At 44.2% G+C, this 23,517-nt stretch carries 18 protein-coding genes and 2 tRNA genes; 7 read left to right on the forward strand and 13 right to left on the reverse strand.

Annotated features, from left to right (window positions below):
• Positions 1–32 precede the first annotated feature (32 nt).
• From SJY28_RS00030 to SJY28_RS00075, 10 genes are all read right to left on the reverse strand, one after another.
• On the reverse strand, positions 33–1,793 hold the full coding sequence (locus SJY28_RS00030) for a TrkH family potassium uptake protein (RefSeq protein ID WP_379542994.1): 1,761 nt from the start codon (positions 1,791–1,793) through the stop codon (positions 33–35).
• A gap of 194 nt (positions 1,794–1,987) precedes the next feature.
• Positions 1,988–2,935: a DMT family transporter gene (locus SJY28_RS00035; protein WP_379542995.1), complete on the reverse strand. Its 948-nt coding sequence runs from the start codon at positions 2,933–2,935 to the stop codon at positions 1,988–1,990.
• 78 nt (positions 2,936–3,013) lie between these two features.
• Positions 3,014–4,156: a flavin monoamine oxidase family protein gene (locus SJY28_RS00040; protein ID WP_379542996.1), complete on the reverse strand. Its 1,143-nt coding sequence runs from the start codon at positions 4,154–4,156 to the stop codon at positions 3,014–3,016.
• Positions 4,157–4,287: 131 nt separating this feature from the next.
• Complete coding sequence (locus SJY28_RS00045; RefSeq protein ID WP_238051768.1) at positions 4,288–4,710, reverse strand: tetratricopeptide repeat protein; 423 nt, start codon at positions 4,708–4,710, stop codon at positions 4,288–4,290.
• A 324-nt stretch (positions 4,711–5,034) separates the two neighbouring features.
• Positions 5,035–5,523, reverse strand: a complete 489-nt coding sequence (locus tag SJY28_RS00050) for a M48 family metallopeptidase (RefSeq protein WP_379542997.1) — start codon at positions 5,521–5,523, stop codon at positions 5,035–5,037.
• 223 nt (positions 5,524–5,746) lie between these two features.
• Positions 5,747–7,792, reverse strand: a complete 2,046-nt coding sequence (betT, locus tag SJY28_RS00055; RefSeq protein WP_114700453.1) for a choline BCCT transporter BetT — start codon at positions 7,790–7,792, stop codon at positions 5,747–5,749.
• 292 nt (positions 7,793–8,084) lie between these two features.
• The gene (betA, locus tag SJY28_RS00060; RefSeq protein ID WP_379542998.1) at positions 8,085–9,785 is read right to left on the reverse strand and encodes a choline dehydrogenase; all 1,701 of its coding nucleotides are present in this window, start codon (positions 9,783–9,785) and stop codon (positions 8,085–8,087) included.
• A gap of 118 nt (positions 9,786–9,903) precedes the next feature.
• Positions 9,904–11,406 (reverse strand): betaine-aldehyde dehydrogenase, encoded by a 1,503-nt coding sequence (gene betB, locus SJY28_RS00065; RefSeq protein WP_379542999.1) that lies wholly within the window; start codon positions 11,404–11,406, stop codon positions 9,904–9,906.
• A 163-nt stretch (positions 11,407–11,569) separates the two neighbouring features.
• The gene (locus SJY28_RS00070; RefSeq protein ID WP_379543001.1) at positions 11,570–12,139 is read right to left on the reverse strand and encodes a TetR/AcrR family transcriptional regulator; all 570 of its coding nucleotides are present in this window, start codon (positions 12,137–12,139) and stop codon (positions 11,570–11,572) included.
• Position 12,140: 1 nt separating this feature from the next.
• A complete protein-coding gene (locus SJY28_RS00075; protein WP_057761111.1) occupies positions 12,141–12,485 on the reverse strand; it encodes a multidrug efflux SMR transporter in 345 nt (114 codons plus the stop codon).
• A 486-nt stretch (positions 12,486–12,971) separates the two neighbouring features.
• Between SJY28_RS00075 and SJY28_RS00080 the strand changes: the two genes are divergently transcribed.
• From SJY28_RS00080 to SJY28_RS00090, 3 genes are all read left to right on the forward strand, one after another.
• Positions 12,972–13,047 (forward strand) — tRNA-Asn (locus SJY28_RS00080).
• 190 nt (positions 13,048–13,237) lie between these two features.
• Positions 13,238–13,567, forward strand: coding sequence for a hypothetical protein (locus tag SJY28_RS00085; RefSeq protein ID WP_057761113.1), 330 nt, complete (start codon positions 13,238–13,240; stop codon positions 13,565–13,567).
• A 322-nt stretch (positions 13,568–13,889) separates the two neighbouring features.
• Entirely contained in the window at positions 13,890–14,621 is a 732-nt protein-coding gene (locus SJY28_RS00090) for a hypothetical protein (protein WP_379543002.1), read from the forward strand.
• A gap of 111 nt (positions 14,622–14,732) precedes the next feature.
• Here the strand turns inward: SJY28_RS00090 and SJY28_RS00095 are convergent.
• From SJY28_RS00095 to SJY28_RS00105, 3 genes are all read right to left on the reverse strand, one after another.
• Positions 14,733–14,823, reverse strand: a tRNA-Ser gene (locus SJY28_RS00095).
• Positions 14,824–14,915: 92 nt separating this feature from the next.
• Positions 14,916–16,064, reverse strand: a complete 1,149-nt coding sequence (locus tag SJY28_RS00100) for a type I glyceraldehyde-3-phosphate dehydrogenase (protein WP_379544872.1) — start codon at positions 16,062–16,064, stop codon at positions 14,916–14,918.
• A 159-nt stretch (positions 16,065–16,223) separates the two neighbouring features.
• Positions 16,224–18,164, reverse strand: a complete 1,941-nt coding sequence (locus SJY28_RS00105) for an AAA family ATPase (protein WP_379543003.1) — start codon at positions 18,162–18,164, stop codon at positions 16,224–16,226.
• A gap of 325 nt (positions 18,165–18,489) precedes the next feature.
• On the opposite strand from SJY28_RS00105, the gene SJY28_RS00110 reads away from it, so the two are divergent.
• The 4 genes from SJY28_RS00110 (at position 18,490) to SJY28_RS00125 (ending at position 23,461) form a co-directional block, all read left to right on the forward strand.
• Positions 18,490–20,016: an aldehyde dehydrogenase family protein gene (locus tag SJY28_RS00110; protein ID WP_379543004.1), complete on the forward strand. Its 1,527-nt coding sequence runs from the start codon at positions 18,490–18,492 to the stop codon at positions 20,014–20,016.
• Positions 20,017–20,106: 90 nt separating this feature from the next.
• Positions 20,107–21,135: an alcohol dehydrogenase AdhP gene (gene adhP / locus SJY28_RS00115; protein WP_379543005.1), complete on the forward strand. Its 1,029-nt coding sequence runs from the start codon at positions 20,107–20,109 to the stop codon at positions 21,133–21,135.
• Between the two features lie 180 nt (positions 21,136–21,315).
• Positions 21,316–21,642 carry a DUF779 domain-containing protein gene (locus SJY28_RS00120; RefSeq protein ID WP_379543006.1) on the forward strand — a complete coding sequence of 109 codons (327 nt, stop codon included), beginning with the start codon at positions 21,316–21,318 and terminating at the stop codon, positions 21,640–21,642.
• A 190-nt stretch (positions 21,643–21,832) separates the two neighbouring features.
• On the forward strand, positions 21,833–23,461 hold the full coding sequence (locus SJY28_RS00125) for a GMC family oxidoreductase (RefSeq protein WP_379543007.1): 1,629 nt from the start codon (positions 21,833–21,835) through the stop codon (positions 23,459–23,461).
• Positions 23,462–23,517: the final 56 nt, after the last annotated feature.

The raw sequence follows: 23,517 nt of genomic DNA on the forward strand, positions 1-23,517 counted from the left end.
CTTCAAGAAAGAAACGGTCTATTTTTTACGAATTAGTTAATCGTAATCTCTTCCGTAGGATAACGATAATTACGTTGCCGCATATTTTTAAGCAGTGCGATAAATATCGTCAGCATACTGACGCGGCCAACGAACATAATGACCGAAACCACTATTTTACTAAAATCTGATAAGTCTGCTGTCAGGTTTAAGCTTAGGCCCACCGTGCTATACGCTGAGAAGCACTCAAACACCACTTTAATCAAATCAAGCTCTGGCTGATCATAGCTGATGAGAGTCACGCCCGTACCGATGACCAGTAGCGACAGCCACATAATAGAAAATGCGCGGCGAACGGAAATCTCCGCAATCTCTCGTTTAAACACCTCTATCTTGGTCTGACCACGAGCTAGGCTTAATGTATTCAATAGCGCAATCGCAAAGGTACTGGTCTTGATACCCCCACCTGTAGAGTTTGGCGAAGCACCGATCCACATCAAAAATATCGTCAGCATCACCGTTGGAAACGTAAGCTCACCCATATCAATCACATTAAACCCTGCCGTACGCGGGGTAGCCGCAGTAAAAAACCCTGTTACCAGCTTCCCAAGAAAACTGGTATGGTCAGCGAGCACATTATTGTATTCAAAGATCATCACCCCAATAAGACCGACCAGCAGTAATGCACCTGTAGTAATCAAAGTAATACGGCTATTGATATTAAGTAACCAAGGCTGATAGATGTAGCGTTGGTCGTGACGATTTATCAGCCGCTGAGCACGATAACGTAAATACCTAAGCACATTGACCACGATGGTAAACCCCATACCACCGAAGATAAATGTCATCGCCAGAATCAGCTGTAGCGAATAATTAAAACGTAGCGAATCATCGTACAAGCCAGCACTAAAGGTAGAGAACCCAGCATTACAAAAAGCAGAAATCGCATGAAAGACTGAAAAAAATAACTGCTCAGACCAATCCATATTGGGTATGTCATAAATACTGATATAGATCAGTGCAGCCGCTACCGCCTCGACCGCAAATGTGACGTATAAGATAGACTTAAGTGTCGACACCACATCACCCATACCGCGCATATAAGACATCTCGCTGATGCTTGCTTGCGTCTCATAGCTGACACCGCCCTTAAAGAAATAACTAAAATAGGTCACAAAGGTCAAAATACCTAAGCCACCAATTTGTATCAGCCCCATAATAATGACTTGGCCAAAAGTCGTAAAATAGGTGGCAGTATCCACGACGATAAGCCCCGTCACACAAACCGCACTGGTCGCGGTAAAGAGTGCATCAATAAAAGATAATGGCTGCGTTGTCGCATTGGGCATCATCAATAGCAATGCACCAACCAGCACCACGACTAAAAAGCTTAGAATAAAAAACTGGGCAGGATGTAGAAAGGTACGATTGAGATTAAAATTATGATCGGAGAGTTCGCGGACGAAGGTGACAAACACCGCTATCTTTATCGCGACAAAGCCATCAACGGCGGCGGACAATCCCGAGCGCACTAGGTCTGTGAAATGTGCGGTCAATAGAATGATAATCGCGATGCTGGTCAGTGTGTCAAAGACGGCGACTTTATTGAAGGTTAATGGCTTTTTGGTATAGATGTAACGACCAGCGGTCACCATAAAGCTGAGAAAGATGATGACCAAATAGAAAATATGGAATACTTGTTGGAGCCACGTCGGTAGTGTAAAACCACTATCTAACAAGGCAATCGCTACCCCGATGACACTAATGAGAATCGTAAAATTATTTAATAATCGATAACGCGTGGCTGCATTCATAGCCTGAGTCCATGACAACGATAACCCCGATACTTATACTCCTTTTTTGTCGTATCCACAAAAAGTGATTTAAGTTAATCGTAACCAATTATTGAGTCATAGCAGGTATTGATAATCCTAGCGAGGTAATAAATGTTCACTAGGAAGTAACGGCTTTAACAACTCTATAGTTTAGTGCTATCACCTATACACATTTATGAGACTTCTTCTTTTACTTTTGATATTTTTACGCCGCCCCATGTGACTAATGCCACGCCAATAGCAATTAAAGTCGCACCTAAAAATAAACCTTCTGGAGGACTCTCCCCTTGCAAAAAAATAGCGACAGGCACGCCAACAATGGCTCCTACTGCACCTAACAAACTTAGTAACACGGGTCCACCTGTCTTTTGCAATAAAAATAACAGTAAAAACTGTCCAGCAAATACGCATGCTTGTATAGCTATCATGCTTAGCGGTAGCCAATTCTCTAAATCCAAAGGTACAGCAACAGAGAAATCTAACATCATACTAAATAACCCTAGCAGCAGCGCTGCCGCAATCAACATACCTGGAGCGAGTGCGCTAGAAGACGCATTATCGGGCCAGCGTAATGTCCGATATATATTGCCAATAGCGAGTAGCACTGGCCCACAAAGTGTGATTAAAATCCAAAACACACTAGAATTTGGCGCAGATAATTTATGCACGGCTAATGCTCCTGCCCCGATGAGTGCTGCGATGACTCCAAGCGCACGGACAATATAAAATTGCTCTATACGTAGTATCAGCGCGCCAAGATAAGTTAGCAGTGGCGGTAATGAGAGGATTAGGGCAACGAAACCTGCGCCCACATGAGGAATAGCAGAAAATAATAGTAAGTTGGCGGCCGCGACACTGACAAGCGCCGCGACAAAGTAATACTCTAAGCTGCGCGCATTAAGAGGAGGGAGTTCTTTTCTGATGAGCGCTGTTATAAATAAAATAACAGCAGCGCCAGTAATCGACCAAAACAAAAACCCTAATGGGGTGAGACCGACATCGATAGCGTACTTTGCCACATTGGTCGAGATACCAGTGAGTGCGCCACCTGCCAGTAGACAAACGAAAGGCAACAGCCAAGTGGTTTTGTGAATACTGGTTTGTTTGAGCGAGTCATTCATCGACTATCCTATTGGATGACGAATTTTCTTAGTCATGTTGGATGGCTTTTATAATAGCTTACAATGGCACCCTAATAGCTACTGGCGCAAAATGTCAGTAGGTAGGCTTTGTACAGCGACGGTTGCTGCATCAACTGCCCCAGCGACATAACCAGGGAACTGCGCCGACCACTCACTACCACAACCTGTTAGACAGTCTTGCCACACGCCTGTTTTTGGTTTGGATGGCGGGGCTACTGCATGCTGACCGTTGCCGCTAGCATCAGCAGGCATCGCTATTAATGGATCCTGTGCCCAGTCTTTGAAATATTCAGCTTTTGGAGTACTTGCCTGATCACCAAATAGTCGCACTAACTGCGCACGGCAATGTTCTTTTAGCACCGTATCAGAAACGCTCTGACGTACTTGAGCAGGAACGTCAAAGAAACCAAACAATGCCCCATCGCCCTCTAGCGTAGAGGTATCATGTATCTCAGTAAGCGGCCCTATCGCACTGCGCGCAGCACCCGAGAGACCAGCATCTCGCCAAAATGGTGATTCATAAACAGCGACGTATTTGGCATGGGGAGCCATCCAAGTAGCTGTCTCGCGCCACTGTCCACTTAAGTCTTGCGGTAGCGTTGGCTGGAACCCTATTCTGCCTTCTACCAATCGAGGCGGTAACGCCAGTAGCACATTCTGCGCTCGGAACGTCGTCACATGTCCAGAAGTATCTTCGCTCTGTACTTCGATATGTTGAGACGTCTTGTTCAACTGCCTTACCGTTTGACTGGTCATAATACAACTGGCATCTAAACGAGCATATAGCGTATCAGTCAACGCGGCCATACCACCGACTAGCCGCATAGAAGGTGGTGCGCTTTTATAACCTTGCATACGTACAGGTGGCTGATTGGCAGCGCGCTCATCCATCATATCGCCTTCTTCGAACTGCGTAAAACGTGATAAATTTAACGACTCAATAAGCGTACTTAACTGCGTTTGATAATCAGGCCAAAACCAAGATGGTCCCAAGTCGAACGCGGCGCTTGATTCTGCTTGATCGATATCAGTACTGTTATTATTAGCATGTGCATCTGAATATTTAGCAACTGCAATGCGACCACCCAAGGTAACACGCGCCTCTAGCAGTCTATACGCTATCCCCTTTTGCTCTAATAAGAAGGCAGCATATAATCCACTTAACCCACCACCAACGATTACCACAGGTATGTCTTGCATATCGGATTACCCTATTTATAGACGGTTCAATATCATTTGAATATAAGGAAGCCGAGTGAAAGTACTACAAGTAGCAAGCTAAGCGAGACTGACACCGTACTCAATTTATAGAGGATTGACTATAAATCAAACTACTCTGCCAATAGCTTAGTAAGCATCTCATCAATCTCAACCTTGAACTCTTTGTCTTCAATTTTATTGGCTGTGATTTTGGCATTTTGCAGACTTTGGATAGCAGCTTCTTTTTCGCCTGTCTCAAGCTGTAGCACCGCCATAGAAAAAGCAATCGATGACATATGATCTTTTGAGTTAATGGCAGTAGCCTTGGCCAATGCTTTGTCATAAATCACTAGTGCTGCGTCCAAATCTTCTGTGAAATCAGCAAGCGTTTCCCATTGTTCTGGGTGGTCTTTGTCAGTGCCTTCATTATCGGTACAAATGGCGTTTAGTTCAGCATATAACGAATCAAATTTTTCTTGATTGCCTCTGCGATCCGCTTCTAACAATTCTTCGGCTAAGGTGTAAATGGCTTTATATATTTTGGTATTAATCATTGTTTACAACCTTTTATTGACTATATCGTGTGTGGTTAGGATTATAACGTAATTCTAGGGCGTGTCCTCATTTTAAAAATGGTGATAAAAATGAGATAAATTGCAGTCAAACAAGGAAAGTAGCGCAGATAATATCGGGATATTAACCAGCTATTTAACGATGTTTGGCAAAATTTAGCCATTTTTAGCCCGTTTAGATATGATCAATTGAATTGAGGACACGCCCTAGCGGCTCAGATGATTGCTACAGAGAAGAACACGATATTTATGTGGCTGTTATTAACATTATTATGAACCTTGTTAAGGTTGTTGACTATATTAGGGTTACAACTCGCGCCAGTGTAACCACAGGCGTGTATCTAGCTCAAATTGATGATACTCAGGCTCCATATGGCAGCATAATTGATAAAAAGCTTTGTTATGCTCATGCTCTTTGAAATGGGCAAGTTCGTGCACCACTATCATGCGCAAAAACTCTGGCGGCGCGTCTTTAAATAGGCTAGCTACCGTGATGCTATTGTGCGATTTAAGCTTACTCCCCTGTACGCGCGATTGCGTCGTATGGATACCTAGGGCATGTTTTAAAACCTTGAGCTTACTGCTATAGCTGACATTTGACAGCTGACCAATCTTACGCATGTATTGGGTTTTTATCTCATTTATATACTGATAGAGCGCTTTGTCGCTTTGGATTTGATGCTGAGTCGGGTACTTTTTTTCCAGATACTCGCCCAACCTACCATCAGTTATAAGCTGAGCAGCTTGAGTTTGAACCTGCTCTGAGTAATGAGCTATGTACTTTAATTTGGTCACAAGTGTATCCTTTGCTAATACGTAGATGCGTATCAGTCGATCAATTTAATCTTAGGGAATTTTACCTTATATTTGCGGTGCTTGTTTGCCACTTATTTGGGATATATCCTCAACTTAAACGACAGTTATTTATAAATAGTTATTCATAAAAAGAAACCCCATAAGCTGCGTTCAACTTATGGGGGCATTCTTACTGATAATTTTACTTAAAAAGTGTGTCTGATTAACGCTCTAAATGTAGATACTGCAAATGACGTTCGTACTGATTTAAGATATCAACCAATACCTGCTCTTTTGAGTAGCCAACCAAGTCATACTCTTGCGAGCCTTCACTTAAGAACACTTCCGCACGGTAGTAGTACTCTGCGTGCTTGGTAGATGTGCTCAATGTAAAGTTAGGACGATGAGCTTTAATCAGATTGACCTCATAAATAAAGTCATCTTCATCGCCATGACCGACACGCAGTTTTAGACCATCTACCTGACCACTGTCTTGATCCATGCCTGCATCGATACCTTCACCGATACTAGCAAGGTTTTTGGTATCTAACGAGGTTTTGAGACCACCTGCTTTAAACTCTTTTTCGACCTCAGACATCGCTGGCATCACGACCGTATGCAAGAATTTTTCAACCTGTGCATGGCCTGGGAAGCTCACAATACGTTGCAAGCGTGCTTTCCAGCTCTTCCCGCTGTCCAACACATTTGCTGTGCCGATTGTACTGGCTTTACGCTTATTGCCTTCTTCTTTTAGCGACTTCCACATAGACATCATATAAAGCACAAGAATAATAGAGAATGGTAAACCTGCAATGACAGAGACAGACTGTAGTGAAGAAAAACCACCTGCAAATAGTAATCCTAACGTAATAAGACCAGTCGCTGCTGCCCAAAACAGACGTAACCAAACAGGAGCATCGGTATCATTGGTCATACCTCTTGAGCTCAAGTTCGCTAATACTAACGCGCCTGAGTCAGCAGAAGTCACAAAGAAAATAAGACCAATAACCACACCAGCAAATGACAATACTTCACTGTAAGGGAAGTACTCAAACAGCGCAAACATGCCCATTGCCGCATCATTGACCGCGATTTCGCCCAGCTCTGTTGCGCCATTGGCAACCAAGTCTATCGCTGAATTACCAAAGATAGAGAACCATGCGAAGATAAAACCAAGCGGAATAAACATCACGCCAAATACAAACTCGCGCAACGTACGGCCACGGCTAATACGTGCAATAAATAGACCTACAAATGGTGCCCAAGCAACCCACCATGCCCAGAAAAATATCGTCCACCAAGATTTCCACTCGGCACCAGCAGCACCGTCATAAGCATAAACGTCAAAGGTTTTATAAATGATGGTTTGAAAATATTGACCGATATTTTGAGTAAAGGTATTTAATAGATACACCGTATTGCCCATTACCAATATGGCAAGCAACAACAGTATTGACGACAGCATGTTGAATTCAGATAGACGACGAACGCCTTTTTCGACACCTGTCATCGCAGAGATAGCAGCAGCAGCGACAACGCCGACGATGATGAGCGCCTGAACCGTTTTGCTAGATTCGATACCGAACACATGGGTCAAGCCAGCATTGGCCTGCAATACCCCAATACCTAAACTGGTCGCAATACCCATCAACGTACAGACGACGCCGAAGGTATCAATACCATCGCCTAACCAACCTTTGATTAAGCGTTCACCAAATATCGGTGTCAGCGGCGAGCGTAGTGCGAGCGGCATGTTTTTGCGATAAGCAAAGTAAGCCAGCGCCATACCGATCAGCGCATAAATACCCCAACCATGCAGACCCCAGTGCAAGAAAGTCTGAGCAAGTGCTTCGCGCATGGCCTCAGCACTAGCAGGCTCTAGGCCTGTATGTGGGGTCAAATAATGCATTAAAGGCTCAGAAGCACCAAAGAACAACAGGTCAATACCGATACCCGCTGAGAACAGCATGGCCGCCCACGCTAAAAACGGAAATTGTGCTTTTTCGTGGTCTTGACCAAGCTTTATATCGCCATACTTAGAAAAACCAACAAACAACGCAAAGATACTATAAGCGGCAACCACCAACATGTAATACCAGCCAAACTTGTCTGATACCCAAGTCATGCTCGCGCTCAACAAGGCCTCACTATAATCTGGAAAAGCGATGGTCCAGATTATCAATAAAATAGAAATAATAGCTGAGCCCAAAAACACCGTTTTGTTTAGGGTCAGAGGTTTCGTCACATCTTGTGATGGCGAACTGTACATAAAAGACCTCAATAGGTAAATTAAACAGGGTCCGATATTGCTTTGTCCGGCATCGTCTAATAGTAGACTGATGATCTATAACCGTATAACGTGGAACCAACCGCATGACGGACAAAGCAGTACCAATAAATAAAAAGCTAATAAAATTATAAACAAATTCAACCTGAACGGTATTCATTATTCTAATACGTTAGCGCTGATAGAAAAGGCCTCTACTTGGAAAGGCCTTTTGGTTAAAATTTTCTCATATCGTTATTTATTCAGTATCCTGTATGCAGGCTTATATCGCAGCCTACACCGACGAGAGATAATCGCGCATTGGCTCTGAGCGTAGCGGTGCACCATTGGCCACATAATAATCTGCCGTTGAACGTGGCAACTGTACGCCTCTCATCTTGTCGACGATTTTTTCTGCCAACATGATAGTTGTAGCATTGAGATTACCACTAATAATGTTTGGCATGATAGACGCATCGACGACTCGCAAGCCATCAATACCATGTACCAACCCTTCGCCATTCACTACCGAATCGTTATCTTCGCCCATCGCACAGGTACAAGATGGATGATAAGCCGTCTCACTATGATTACGTACGTATTCATCTAGCTGGGCGTCAGTGACCAGATCATCGGTCGGTGCAATCGCACGACCACGATAAGGGTCCAGTGCTGGCTGATGCATGATTTCACGCGTGATACGCATCGCAGCACGGAACTCTTGCCAGTCTTGATCATGTGACATGTAGTTAAACAAGATACTTGGATGTGCTTTCGGATCACGTGATTTTAGCTTGACGCGGCCACGGCTTGGTGAGCGCAGTGAGCCGACGTGTGCTTGGAAGCTATGCGATTTCACAGCACTACGGCCATCGTAGCGTACAGCTAGTGGCAAAAAATGGTACTGAATATTTGGGTGGGTAAACTTCTCATCGGTACGGATAAAACCGCCACCTTCGAATTGATTCGACGCACCAAGACCTGTGCCATTGAATAACCATTCTGCACCAATCGCAGGCTTATTCCACCATTTATTAGCAGGCGCGATTGACACTGGCAGTTTACATTCATACTGCATATATAGCTCTAGATGGTCTTGTAAATTATTACCGACACCTGGCAGATCCAGTATTTCAGTCACGCCAGCATCTTTTAACCACTGACCAGGACCGATACCTGAACGCTGCAGTAGTTGCGGTGAGGCAATCGCACCAGATGAGACAATCACTTCGCGAGCGGCATGGAAATTTTTGGTCTGGCCTTCGTGTTCGACTTTGACACCGACAGCACGCTTGCCGTCAAATAAAATTACGTCAGTCAATGCACCTGTCAAAATCGTAATATTGCTACGCGGTTTGGCACGGTCAAGATAGCCGCGAGCCGTTGATGCACGGCGACCGTTAGGCGTCACAAATCGATCCATTGGACCAAAACCTTCTTGCTGATAGCCGTTTAGATCTTCGGTACGTGGATAGCCTGCTTGTACGCCCGCTTCAATCATAGCTTGGAACAGTGGATTGACTCCTGGCTTTGAGGTTGTCATTTCAACAGGACCGCCCACGCCGTGATAGTCATTCTCGCCAGCGTCACAGTTTTCTAGCTTTTTAAAATAAGGCAGGCAATCCGAATACGTCCAGTCTGATAGACCTTTTATCTTAGACCAGTCATCAAAATCTAGCGCATTACCACGGATATAGCACATACCGTTAATCAGTGATGAGCCACCTAGCCCTTTGCCGCGGCCACAGTCCATGACACGGTTATTCATATATGGCTCAGGATCTGTCTTATAACCCCAGTTATAAGTCGTCCCTTGCAATGGCATGGCAAGCGCAGCTGGCATTTGGGTACGGAAGTCAAAACGATAGTCTGGACGACCTGCTTCTAACAGCAGTACCTTGATATTAGCATCTTCGGTCAGACGTGTGGCCAGCACATTTCCTGCTGAGCCTGCTCCGACAATAATATAGTCATACTCAGGTGTGGTTGATGTCATAACATACTCCATGATATTGAAAAAACATAAATCGTTTATGGTCAGTAAGGTGTCCTAAAAAGGCTAAATGAAAGCTAATAAGCAACCTTACTGGCTTCGTTTTTCTCAATAAGATTGATTAAAAGACAGATTCAAACGCACCTAACTCTACTTGGATAGATTTGGTCTGAGTATAGTGTTCGAGCGCTTCGATACCGTTTTCGCGGCCGATACCAGAATGCTTATAGCCGCCTACTGGCATTTGTGCTGCCGACTCGCCCCACGTGTTCAACCAGCAGATGCCAGCTTCAATCTGAGCGATGACTCGATGCGCGCGTTTTAGATCTGCAGTCACAACCCCAGCGGCCAAGCCATAATCGGTATCATTGGCACGGCGAATAACTTCTTCTTCGGTCTCGTACGTCAATATCGACATCACTGGACCAAATATTTCTTCGCGTACGATAGTCATCTCATCAGTACAGTCAGTGAATACCGTCGGGGCAACGAATGCGCCATTTGCCAATTCGCCTGTCGTCACACGCTCGCCACCTGTTAGCAAGCGTGCACCGCTGGCTTTACCTTGCTCGATATAGCCAAGCACTCTTTCCATATGCGGAAAGCTGACTAGTGGGCCCATGTTGATGTTTTCATCCATCGGATCACCCAATTTAATACGCTCAACACGGGTTAAGATAGCTTGCTCAAACTTAGCTTGTAACGCTTTAGGGACAAATACGCGCGTACCGTTGGTACATACCTGACCAGTACTGTAAAAGTTGGCCATCATCGCGATGTCAGCAGCGGTATCGATATCTGCGTCATCAAATATGATCAAAGGTGATTTACCACCAAGCTCTAAAGTTACGTCTTTTAAAGATGAGCTTGCCGCGCTCGACATGACTTTTTTACCAGTTGGTACGCCACCCGTGAACGATACTTTTGCGATATCTGGGTGATCGGTTAGCGCCTGACCCACTTCATAATTACCTTGTACGACGTTAAATACACCATCTGGCAATCCAGCTTCTGTCAATATCTCTGCCAGTTTCAATGCCGTCAATGGTGTCACTTCTGATGGTTTAAAAATCATCGCATTACCGGCAGCCAATGCTGGTGCTGCTTTCCACATCGCGATTTGAATCGGATAGTTCCATGCGCCAATACCTGCGACCACGCCAAGTGGTTCGCGGCGAGTATAGACAAAACTAGTATCACGTAATGGAATCTGACGACCCTCAATCATCGGTGCCAGACCTGCATAGTATTCAACGACATCAGCACCAGTGACGATATCGACGTACTTCGTCTCAGAGTAGGCTTTACCTGTGTCTTTGGTCTCAAGTAATGCCAGTACATCATTACGATCGCGCAATATCTCAACAGCCTTTGATAAGATGCGACCACGCTCAACCGCTGTCATCGCGGCCCAAACTTTTTGACCTTTATGTGCGGCTTTTACGGCTTCATCAATCTGCTCATTGCTGGTTTGCTGAATCGTTGCCAATACTTCACCAGTGGCTGGATTGATATCTTCAAAAGTCGTTAGCGACTCATCAACCGCTAAATAGCGACCGTTGATATAGGCTGTTTGTACTTGGTCTAAATCGATAATATCTGTCAAATTATTAATATCAGTCATAAATTCTCCTTAGGACGATTGGCAAAAGTAACTATGTAAAAGTAACTATGTAAAAGTACTGAAGCCGAATAGTGTCGTCGTTAGTTAAGTTTCGAAATCTAGTTTTTAAGAAATTTAGTCTTTAAATAGTAAAATAAAAATTATTTTATGAATCAGCAACGTTTTACAAATCAAAGTCTTGTTGCGTCATTTTTATCAAGCGATCGCGCAATGATTGTTTGTCTGCGATATCGATACCTGAAAAGTCTGAGAGCCAAATACCGTCCGCGACGAGGCGAACCATACATAATGTCTCGGTATTATCCGTTGCAGCATGTTTTTTGAGTTGTCCATTCGCCCACTTAGCCCATAACTCACGCAGCTCACTATCACCTAGCATCAATACATATAAGGTCGCTTGGTTATCGTATTCTTCCTGTCCTTGCTCGCCGAGGCTGATAGTGGCATCTATATAAGCGCGGGTAAATGAACCGTACTTAACAGGGTCTTCAGCCATTGCTGCGTTTACTTCTGCCTCAAACTTAGCCATTGCATCATTGAAGACTTCTAGCACGAGTGCGTTTTTGGTAGAAAAATGATGCATCACACCACCCTTTGTCACCCCAACCGCGTCAGCGACTGCCTGAAACGTCACTTTAGATAGACCTTGCTCCAACGTGATACGTGCTGCCTGATCTAACAACGCACGACGAATAACTTCTGGCTGTTTTTTACGCTTATAAGCATTTTCCATATCAATGCACCACAGAATTAGACAATAAGTTCATCACAACAACACCGCCGACGATCATCGCGATGCCAACCACTGCTGCTGTATCAAGATTTTGCTTGAATAGCACCACACCAGCGAGTGATGTCAGCACAATCCCAAGCCCGCCCCACAGTGCGTACGCAATACCTAGCGGTATGGTTTTGAGCGTCTGAGCCAACAGATAAAATGAAACCGCATAGAGCGCACCCATCATCAAAGTTGGTACCAAACGGGTGAACTGTTCTGACTTTACTAAAAAAGTCGTACCCACCACTTCGCATATAATGGCAATAGTCAGATAACCGTAAGCAATCGTAGTAGGACTCATCTTTAGAACACCCGCTTTTGTTCAACGCATGCTATGAAAAACATAGCAAAGAAACCACATGGTCGGTATTTTATAGAATTCTACTGTCAATGTGAAGGGCTGTCTTGCAACTTTATTGTGTCAAACGGTGTTGCACCACCGTTATATTCAAAAATACAAAGCACCAAATTCAGTTTTACTTTGCCGAATTGCTATCTATTTCGATACTTTTATCGTTTATCCTATGTGCCATATAAAATTTTCTGAAAATAACTTTTATTTCTAAAGCCTATTTATAGTCATTTTCTACTAAGTTCTGCCTTGAAACAGCCTATCTGATAAGGGATTGGCGTTAATTTTCAATAATTGCGATAATATTTATAATTAAACGCATAATAAGGTTGACAGCCTGTAGTGACTTGGCTAAAATGTGCCCCACATAACGCAAACAAGCTAATTAACTGCTTTAATATAAAGCGTCAATTACTTGCTGTTATGACCAACTATTCTCCAATAGCTCAGTTGGTAGAGCAACGGACTGTTAATCCGTGTGTCCCTGGTTCGAGCCCAGGTTGGAGAGCCATATACTAAAAACCTTCATCATAATTTGATGGAGGTTTTTTTATTGCTGTGTCCTTTATATTTACTTCTAATAATATTAGCACGGCTGTGGTGTTCTTTTAGACATTTTTGTTGTATGGTAAGATTAGTTTTGATTGGGTTCGTTTTTGTTTGAGTGCTTCGCTCTTACTCACTAAAAGTAATGGTTTATTATGATACCTGTACGTATAAAAAATAAGTTTTCTGATCATCCGCAAAAAATCATGCGCCCGATTAGTATTCGTTTGTCTGAAGAAATGATTGGTCTATTAGAAACGACGTCATCAGACTTGGGCTTTAAGCGCATTCAAGGGCTTATTCGTCTTTATATTCGTCAGGGCTTGGATCGTGACCATCAGGATTATACGCTTGCCCATGATGAAGTATTCATCGAAACGCTACGTAAGCGCGGCGTTAGCCAGCATATTATTGATGAAGCGATTGTAGTGACGCATAATAACAACATCACTCATCCGCTATCTGAGTTACAAGACAACGATTAAACAATTAATAATATCGTTGCTAATTAATAGTATCGCTGCTAGATAATATTAAAATAAAAAGACCAAGTTTGCTAAAGCGAGCTTGGTCTTTTTTGTGGCTGTTATAAAAGTCTAAGCATTACTGATATTTCTCTAACTCTCCTCTTATTACGCCCTGCTTCCATCTAGTTCTCAGTACATATTTTTTTAAATACTCTGCGATATTTGCGGTTTTAGTTAGCCATAACTAAACACAACAGATGTTTAAACAAGGTATATTAAGCATATAGTCGCGACTATTTATAAGGTTTCAACATAATAAAGATCTGCAAGGAGGGGTACGATGACGGGCTTACATCAGCGTTTCAACAAAACTTTGTTTTCAACCATGACGGTAGCAATGCTAGTGATTGCGACTGGCTGCTCATCGCCGCAGACTGATCCAAGTAAAACAACCATACCGACAGATTCTGACCAATGGCAAAAAAAGCTAGGACAAACTTTTGAGCAGTTGTCTGATTCTGATCAACAAGTACTCAGCCGATATATGCTGCGAATGAAATTGAGCGATGCTTATGAATCAGGAGCGATGCCGCGTACCACTATTAAGCAAGCGCTGATACAACAGCGTGAATACGAGCGTCTGCATCCAAACAACCCAACGGGCAAGAAAAGCCCTATTGTCAAAGGTCAGGCAGCTAATGCTACCGCACAGATGTATCCTGTCGCCCTACTACCTGTGAAAACCAGTGATAGCGATAGCTTAAATCAAGTCAAAATGCAGTTTATGCTATCCAATCATGGCAAAAGCGCGATAAAAAGCTTTAAAGGGACGCTGACCATGAAAGATGCCAATCTTACAAAGGGCAAAAACTTTAATGTGCCTTTGACAACGTTTGATCCACCTATCGCACCAGAACAGTCTGGCAAGATCATTATTGAAAGCAGCATTGAGGATATCAATGTCATGCGCGCTATCAAAAATGCTGGTGGCATCACTATCGAGATTAATAAAGGCACGCTTACCTTAGTAGACGATCAGACAATCGAATTTGAAAACTCACTGGTGAAGTAGCTGTACTACCTACTATTAAGGACTTTATAGAAGTAGAAGGTATTGTTTAATACTTTTATCCATACCATAAAAAAAAGCCCCAATCATTGCTGATTGGGGCTTTTTCGAATTTGGCGGAGACGGAGAGATTCGAACTCTCGAAGGGCTATTAACCCTTGTCGGTTTTCAAGACCGGTGCATTCAACCGCTCTGCCACGTCTCCATTGGTGCATCATTATATAGATATCATTTTATAATGCAAGCCCCTAAACTAAAAAAATTCAATTAATTTTCGAATACTTGTAAATTGGTGCATTATCGCTTGCTTGAGGCCAGATGTAAGCACATATCGAGCAACCTATTGGCATAGCCCCATTCATTATCATACCATGCAAAAACCTTATACTGACCACCTACTTGCATAAGTTGCTGACCATCAATGATTAGCGACTCAGTCTGATGAATAAAGTCACTAGATACCAATGGCTCATCGGTATAAGCCATGATGTCATGCAAATGCGCCTGACTGGCAGATTTAAGTACCTCTCGTACTGTCTCGACATCGACATCTGGCGTATCAAACACAAAGGTGACATCAATCGCAGCCACGTCGATAGTGGGCACTCGTATCGAATGCCCATTTATCTTGCCGACCATGGCTGGTAGCACACGTTCTGTCGCAGCGATACTACTGGACGTCGTTGGGATAATATTATAGCCAGAAGCACGCGCCCGTCTTGGGTCTCGATGTGCTTGATCGAGCACCGTCTGATCAGCAGTGACTGCATGAATCTCTGTCATCATGGCGGACTGCACACCAAATGCCTTATCTAGCGTATCAATCAACGGCACCAATGCCTGCGTGGTACAAGAAACACTAGAGATAATCGGTAGCTCAAGCGTGAGCGCATCGGTATTCACGCCCATCACGATACAGGCATCCACATCGTCAAATGGCGCGGCACCGATAATTACTTGCTGCGCGCCAGCATCGATATGTAGCGTCGCCTGCTCATACGAGCGAAAGTGCCCAGTACATTCTAAAACCACATCGACACCCAGCGCCTGCCAAGGTAAATTTTTAGGATCAGGCTCTGATAGCATATTGATGCAGTAAGTCAGATTGTTTTTAGTCAGACAGAGCTCAGTCTTGCTTGTATCACCTGACTCACTCTCTACAATCTCAGCATTTACGCCTAATCGACTGAGACGGCCATGTGTGCTATCAAACTTGAGTAAATGCAGCAATATATCCGCTGGCGCTAAGTCATTAATTGCCACCACATGAATCGCACGGCCTAATACTTCAAAGCGCTCTAGCAAAGCACGAAGAACATTGCGCCCTATACGACCAAAACCATTGATAGCGACTCTCAGTGGCTGTGTATGCTCACCAGTAGTACGGAACGTCGCCGCTATCGGAGCATAGGTTAATTGATAAGTAGCGCTCGAAAAATCAGGCATAATATCGGACATAAAGGGTATCGCTATAAATGGGTGTAAAAACTGAGCGTTATCACGTTGAGTGCGCTAATGATTGCTAAATACTAAAAAATAGTAGAATTAAAGCCTATAAAAATAAAGGTAACGAAGTTATAGGCAATAAAATTATAGGCAGTAAAACTACGGGGTGATAAAAATCAATGCGAGGCGAATGGTATTGTAGTCAATGCTTTGCTTAAGATGATCAAATATCGGACGCAGTTTGATGCTACCGTCATCATTAAAGTCATTTGGATTATTGGCGACTTTAATAGCGACATAGGCATTGCCAACGGCTGTCATTACCTCATCATCTGGACGCAGATGATCGCAGGCAAGACTTGGGTCTTGCGATTTTAGGTCAGCAATATGACGCATGATAGTCGACTGTGACAACTGACGCGCTTGTGATATCTCCGCAATGGTCAAACTCTCTTCTAACAACACTCTGGTCGCAAGTAGAGTACTGTCTGATTTGTCAGTGACCTGATTGCCTAATTTCTGTTTTTTATCGATTTTCGCTTGCTGTTGTTCGCGGCGCTTCTTTTGTAGCGTGGCGTAAGCATCGATTACCGACTTGCTTAATGTCCCACCTGACTTCAGGACGAATTTTTCATGTGCCTGCTGCATGCTTTCTTCATCTAGCATCGCATAGTTGGCATCCGCTTCTTCAGACAGTACTAGAAACCGCTTGTCTGCGCCGCGAGCCAATGGATCAAGTTGCAAGCTCATGTCGTTCATACCCAGCAGCTGTAGACCTGATAGCGATTTGAGGCGCGATAATGCCACGTAGCCTTGCCCCAGCTCAAAGGTACGCGACAAGTCGATTTCAGCAGCATCAAGGGTCATGCCTTGCGATTTATGAATCGTAATCGCCCATGCTAGACAGAGTGGTACTTGTAAATAACTTGCCAGCACATCACCCGTCTCATCTTCGATGATCCATTCTTCAGGCTCAGCAATAACTTCACGTCCTGAGTTTAGCCTGACCACAGGCATTTTTTGTGTCGCCGCTTTCTTTGCTTTTGACTGCTCGGCTTCTTTTTTGGCAGCACTTTTTTTACTCTTGGTCGTCTTTTTATCAGTGGCTTCGTCTGTATCTTCACTGTCACTATCATCTTCGATTAATGCATCACTACTGTCTTTACTGTCATCTATCTTGACCGCAGCAAACCCAATCAGCTCACCCATCGTTCCATTCGACACCCCAAGCTCGGCATTGTTTTTGATAAACATGACCTTTGCACCCACTTTGAGAATCAGCTCGTCTTGGGTACGTACGGTCTTTTTTAAGGTCTCAACCAGCTTACTGTCACCAGTGGTGGTCGCCTCAAAGCGCATCATCTCACCGTCTAGCAATGCCAACTCTTTATCATTGATTTTATTGACATTGAGATTGTGTGTATAGAGACGAGTGCGTTTGATATCGACGCTTTGATCGTACGTGTTTTCTAAGGCGGCAATCGCCTCAAAGGTCACTTCCTGACGACGGATTTGGTTAAGAATATCATCCAAATCAAGCCCGCCATTTGCCGCTTCACTGACTTGTCTATGTTGCTCTGATAAATAGCAAATATGGAACTTGGCATCGAGCCACGCCTCAGACATAAAGGCGAACTTTTCACGATTGGTCTCCCCTTTACTACCAATCGGCGGTAACTGAAAAAAATCTCCTGCGACCACGACTTGGATGCCGCCAAAGGCTTTGTCGTTTTTGCGAATATGCTTGAGCACTTGGCTGACCAAGTTGAGCTGCTTGGCATGTAGCATCGATATCTCATCAATGACCAACACAGCCGTGTCTTTTAATCTGTCTGCCAAGAACTGTTTGCGTGACAAATTAGTCAAATCTCGATCGCTCAGCTCATCTTTGATACCGATGCCTGACCAACTGTGAATCGTCGTGCCATTCATATGTGTGGCGGCAATACCAGTACTGGCCGTCACTGCCACCGGCACACGGCGAGCGCGTAGATAATCGATGTATTGATTGAGGGTATAAGTCTTACCTGAGCCTGCCGAGCCAGTCAAAAAGACGTTTTGACCTGTTTTTAAGATATCAAGAGCAGAAGATTGACGCATAGATCCAAACCAACCAATATTATGAAAAGAAATAGTACAAAAAGAAAGCCGCCATGATTAATCAAGTAACCATAGCCAGCCAAATTAGACGCTCACAATTATAACAGCTGCATACCGTTTGCGAACCATTTTAACCGACTCATATCACATAACTTAAAGTTATACGATACAAAATATATCATTATAAAAAGTCATTATCGTTCTGCTAAAAAGCTCAGTACGATAGGATGATAACTTGGTTAGGAAGACCAAGAATGTATTTTTAAATGGTCATACGTAAGTAACCATATTTTAAATAACCATAATACACAACAAGGAGTGGTTAATGTTATACGCTTATCCCAATACTGAAAACAGTCCCGTCCAATTCCGCGAAAAATACGATAACTTTATTAATGGTGAGTGGATCCCTCCTGTCGATGGCGAGTACTTTGACAACCCAAGCCCTATCGATGGTAAAACTATTTGCCAAGTTGCCCGTTCAAAAGAAGCAGACATCGAAAAGGCCCTAGATGCCGCGCATGCTGCCAAAGACGCTTGGGGCAAAACCAGCGTTGCTGAACGAGCAAACTTGTTATTAAAAATTGCAGATAGCATGGAAGCCAATCTAGAAGCGATCGCTATTGCTGAATGCTACGAAAACGGCAAGCCTGTACGCGAAACCTTGATGGCAGATATTCCGCTAGCCATCGATCAATTCCGTTATTTTGCCAGTGCCATCCGCGCCCAAGAAGGCGGTATCAGCCAGATTGATGAAGACACCGTTGCTTACCATTTCCATGAGCCGCTAGGCGTTGTCGGGCAGATTATCCCATGGAACTTCCCTATTCTAATGGCAGTATGGAAAATTGCCCCGGCTCTAGCCGCTGGTAACTGTATCGTCATGAAGCCTGCTGAGCAAACGCCTGCATCGATACTATATATGTTAGAAGCGATCGGTATCGCTGACATCTTGCCTAAAGGCGTGTTAAACATTGTCAATGGCTTTGGTGTCGAAGCTGGTAAACCACTTGCCTCTAACCCTCGTATCAACAAAGTTGCCTTCACTGGTGAGACCACAACAGGTCGCCTCATCATGCAGTACGCCAGCGAAAACATCATTCCAGTGACGCTAGAGCTTGGCGGCAAAAGCCCAAATATCTTCTTTGCTGATGTCATGGACGAAGACGATGACTTCTTGGACAAAGCGGTCGAAGGCCTAGTCATGTTTGCCCTAAACCAAGGTGAAGTCTGTACTTGTCCATCACGTGCACTCGTTCACGAAAGCATCTATGACGAATTTATCAAACGCTGTATCGCTCGTGTCGAAGCGATCAAAATGGGCAATCCACTAGATACTGAAACTATGATTGGTGCGCAAGCCAGCTCAGATCAGTTAGAGAAGATTCTATCTTATCTTGATATCGGTAAAAAAGAAGGCGCAAAAGTCCTAGTCGGTGGCGATCAAGCCAAACACGATGGCGACCTAGCAGACGGCTACTATGTTAAGCCAACTATCTTTGAAGGTACCAATGACATGCGCGTGTTCCAAGAAGAAATCTTTGGACCTGTGCTCGCTGTCACTACTTTTAAAGACGACGAAGAAGCCATGCAAATTGCCAACGACACCCTATATGGTCTAGGCGCTGGCGTTTGGACACGTAGCGTGCATAAGGCCTATCGTTTCGGACGTGGTATTCAAGCAGGCCGCGTATGGACCAACTGCTATCATCTCTATCCATCACATGCTGCATTCGGTGGCTATAAGCAATCAGGTATCGGCCGCGAAAACCATCTGATGATGCTCGATCATTATCAGCAAACCAAAAACATGCTGGTTTCGTACAGCCCTAAAAAAATGGGTTTCTTTTAAGATTTGATTTAACGCGACGATTTATAGATAACGTCATAGCACAGAGGTATTGTGCTATGCATATAAAATTAATCCATAAGAGAGCGCCATATGAGTCAAAAAATGAAAGCGGCTGTGCTACATGAGTTTGGGCAACCCTTAGAAATTGAAGAAGTAGATATACCAACGCCAGGCGCTGGTCAAATCGTCGTTAAGATGCAGGCATCAGGTGTCTGTCACACTGACTTACATGCGGTTGAGGGAGACTGGCCTGTCAAACCCAGTCCACCTTTTATTCCGGGACATGAGGGCGTCGGGCTTATAACTGCCGTTGGTGACAATGTACATCACGTTAAAGAAGGTGACCGCGTTGGTGTGCCTTGGCTCTACTCTGCTTGTGGACACTGCACGCACTGCTTGGGTGGCTGGGAAACCTTGTGTGAAAAGCAAGAAAATTCTGGTTACTCCGTAAATGGTAGTTTTGCAGAATATGTACTAGCAGATGCAAACTATGTTGGCATTATCCCTGAGAGTGTCGACTCTATTGAGATTGCCCCTGTTTTATGTGCGGGCGTCACGGTATACAAAGGTCTTAAAATGACCGACACCAAGCCAGGCGACTGGGTTGTCATTTCAGGTATAGGCGGCCTTGGTCACATGGCTGTACAGTATGCCATTGCCATGGGAATCAATGTTGCTGCTGTTGATATTGACGACGAGAAGCTCGAATTTGCCAAAAAACTGGGCGCAAAAGTCACTATCAATGCAAAAAACACTGATCCGGGTGCATTCCTACAACAAGAGATCGGTGGTGCTCATGGTGTACTAGTGACAGCCGTATCCACCAAAGCATTTGATCAAGCATTAAGTATGTTACGACGCGGTGGTACTTTAGTCTGTAATGGTCTACCAACTGGTGATTTCCCTGTATCAATCTTTGATACCGTTTTGAATGGTATCACCATTCGTGGTTCAATCGTTGGTACCCGTCTGGATTTACAAGAGTCGCTAGAGATGGCAGCAGCAGGTAAAGTAAAAGCGACTGTTGCCGCTGAGCCACTTGAGAACATCAATGATATTTTTCAGCGTATGCGTGACGGTAAAATCGAGGGACGGATTGTGATTGACTATAGTATGTAGACATGTCTTTTGACATTTTAATACTGCTTTAATGATTCGCAGGTATAATCGTGAACGACAGGTCGTATCGATTTCAATCACATGCTATAAATGATGTGAAAGAAAAAGATGCGACTTTTGCATTCTTACTCAATAAAACTGTGGATTACATTAAGATTCTCTAAAGATAAGGAAATCATTATGCAAATTACGGCAACAGAGTCTTGTAAAGTGTTAATTGAGCTATTGAAATCCAAGCACGGTGAACTAATGTTTCATCAATCAGGTGGCTGCTGCGATGGTAGCTCGCCCATGTGCTATCCATTAGGAGAGTTCAAAGTAGGTGGTCAGGATGTGTTGGTTGGTGAGCTTGCTGGCTGTCCATTTTATATGGGCAAGGCACAGTACAATTTATGGCAGCATACCGATCTCACTATTGATGTCGTCAATGGTCGCGGTGCGAGTTTTTCGTTAGAAATCCCTGAAGGCAAACGCTTTATCGTACGCTCAGAAATCTGTGCGATATAAGGTCTTTCGATGCAAAATTAAGTAGCATTAATTTTACATAATGTACCGAATATAACAGTCTTCGCTTGTCCTACGATATTGACGCAAACAGATACCGCAGAGTCATTTTTATTTTATTATTTCAGCAAAATAATAGTTACTGTAAAGCGTACCCTATTTTAATTAGCATGGATGCTATAAGGAATATGAAATGAAATTTGACACAACATTTGACTATGTCATCGTCGGTGGTGGTTCGGCGGGTTGCGTGCTCGCCAGCCGTCTCACTGAAAACCCAAATATCAATGTTTGTTTATTAGAATACGGCGGTGATGGCAAAGATCTAGCGGTACGTGTGCCTGCTGGACTGATTCTGATGGTTCCTGGCAAACCGCTTAAATTGAATAATTGGTGCTTTCACACCACCCCTCAAGAGCACCTTAATAACCGTAAAGGTTTTCAGCCGCGTGGACAATGTCTGGGCGGATCATCAGCGATCAATGCCATGATCTATACGCGCGGTAGTAAGCTAGATTATGAGCGCTGGGTGGAGCAAGGATGTACTGGCTGGGGGTTTGACGATGTACTTCCCTATTTTATCAAAGCTGAAAACAACGTTCGTGGTAGCGATGACCTACATGGCGATAGCGGGCCGCTGCATGTTAGCGACCTACTCAGTCCGCGAGACATCTCTAAGGCATTCGTAGAAGCTGCGATTGCCAATGGCCTAGATCATAACACCGATTTTAATAGCGAAAAGCAAGACGGTACAGGGTTGTATCAAGTCACTCATTTCCATGGTGAAAAACAAGGTCAACGTTGCTCTGCCGCAGCCGCCTATCTACATCCTGTACAAAACCGCCCCAACCTAACTGTTATCACTCATGCGCAGGCTAACCGCGTCATTATCGAAGACAATCAAGCGACAGGCGTCGTCTACGAAAAAGACGGTGTCGAACATACTGTCACGGCGCGTCATGAAGTCCTACTATCAGGTGGTGCGTTTGGTTCACCCAAAGTTCTGATGCTCTCAGGTATTGGCCCTGCAGAGCATTTGCAGTCTCATGGTATCGATGTGGTGGTAGATGCACCCGAAGTCGGTGGCAATTTACAGGATCATTTAGATGTTGTCTTTGATTACGAGGTCAATACTACTGATGTCATCGGTATTGGCATGGCATCGATTTCGACATTGACCAAAAGTATTCGGCAGTGGAGAAAAGACGGTACAGGGCTGCTGTCTACCAACTATGCAGAAGCAGGTGCGTTCTTTAGCGTCGGTGATGACCCAAAAGAGTGGCCAAATACACAGCTGCACTTTGTCATCTCGCGCGTGATCGAGCATGGCCGCGATCTCAGACGCGGCTTCGCTGTCTCTTGTCACAGTTGCTACTTACGACCTGAAAGTCGAGGTACTGTCAGATTGGACTCAGCCGACCCATCCGATGCTGTCTTAATCGATCCAAACTATCTATCCCATCCAAAAGACATAGAGTATATGATTGCCGGTGCCGAGCGTACTCGCGCCATCATGCAAGAGTCCGCACTCGCTAAGTACATCACTGAAGACTATCCTGCCCCTTACCTCGAAAAAGACGGCATGCTCGGCTATATCCGAAATAAGTCAGATACCATCTATCATCCGGTAGGCACTTGCCGCATGGGCTCAGATGATAGCTCTGTGGTCGATTTGGAGTTGAAGGTACGCGGCGTAAAAGGACTACGAGTTATCGACGCATCAGTGATGCCAACGCTTATTAGTGCCAATACCAATGCGCCAACTATTATGATTGCCGAAAAAATAGCCGACCTCATTAAGGCAAATCATAGCCCTATTTAATAATGCGTTAGGCAAAGAGCTCATAGTTGAGTACCTCAAAGAGACATAACTTTATT

This window comes from Psychrobacter sp. R86515, from assembly GCF_042466315.1.
Taxonomy (GTDB): domain Bacteria; phylum Pseudomonadota; class Gammaproteobacteria; order Pseudomonadales; family Moraxellaceae; genus Psychrobacter.

Excerpts from the sequence above, each read along its gene's own strand:
- SJY28_RS00090 (WP_379543002.1), top strand. The coding sequence starts at position 13,890 with ATGACGGGCTTACATCAGCGTTTCAACAAAACTTTGTTTTCAACCATG.
- adhP (WP_379543005.1), top strand. The coding sequence starts at position 20,107 with ATGAGTCAAAAAATGAAAGCGGCTGTGCTACATGAGTTTGGGCAACCC.
- SJY28_RS00075 (WP_057761111.1), bottom strand. The coding sequence starts at position 12,485 with ATGAGTCCTACTACGATTGCTTACGGTTATCTGACTATTGCCATTATA.
- SJY28_RS00105 (WP_379543003.1), bottom strand. The coding sequence starts at position 18,164 with ATGCGTCAATCTTCTGCTCTTGATATCTTAAAAACAGGTCAAAACGTC.
- SJY28_RS00035 (WP_379542995.1), bottom strand. The coding sequence starts at position 2,935 with ATGAATGACTCGCTCAAACAAACCAGTATTCACAAAACCACTTGGCTG.
- SJY28_RS00100 (WP_379544872.1), bottom strand. The coding sequence starts at position 16,064 with ATGCCTGATTTTTCGAGCGCTACTTATCAATTAACCTATGCTCCGATA.
- betB (WP_379542999.1), bottom strand. The coding sequence starts at position 11,406 with ATGACTGATATTAATAATTTGACAGATATTATCGATTTAGACCAAGTA.
- betT (WP_114700453.1), bottom strand. The coding sequence starts at position 7,792 with ATGTACAGTTCGCCATCACAAGATGTGACGAAACCTCTGACCCTAAAC.
- SJY28_RS00070 (WP_379543001.1), bottom strand. The coding sequence starts at position 12,139 with ATGGAAAATGCTTATAAGCGTAAAAAACAGCCAGAAGTTATTCGTCGT.
- SJY28_RS00030 (WP_379542994.1), bottom strand. The coding sequence starts at position 1,793 with ATGAATGCAGCCACGCGTTATCGATTATTAAATAATTTTACGATTCTC.
- SJY28_RS00110 (WP_379543004.1), top strand. The coding sequence starts at position 18,490 with ATGTTATACGCTTATCCCAATACTGAAAACAGTCCCGTCCAATTCCGC.
- SJY28_RS00120 (WP_379543006.1), top strand. The coding sequence starts at position 21,316 with ATGCAAATTACGGCAACAGAGTCTTGTAAAGTGTTAATTGAGCTATTG.
- SJY28_RS00125 (WP_379543007.1), top strand. The coding sequence starts at position 21,833 with ATGAAATTTGACACAACATTTGACTATGTCATCGTCGGTGGTGGTTCG.
- SJY28_RS00045 (WP_238051768.1), bottom strand. The coding sequence starts at position 4,710 with ATGATTAATACCAAAATATATAAAGCCATTTACACCTTAGCCGAAGAA.
- SJY28_RS00085 (WP_057761113.1), top strand. The coding sequence starts at position 13,238 with ATGATACCTGTACGTATAAAAAATAAGTTTTCTGATCATCCGCAAAAA.
- betA (WP_379542998.1), bottom strand. The coding sequence starts at position 9,785 with ATGACATCAACCACACCTGAGTATGACTATATTATTGTCGGAGCAGGC.
- SJY28_RS00040 (WP_379542996.1), bottom strand. The coding sequence starts at position 4,156 with ATGCAAGACATACCTGTGGTAATCGTTGGTGGTGGGTTAAGTGGATTA.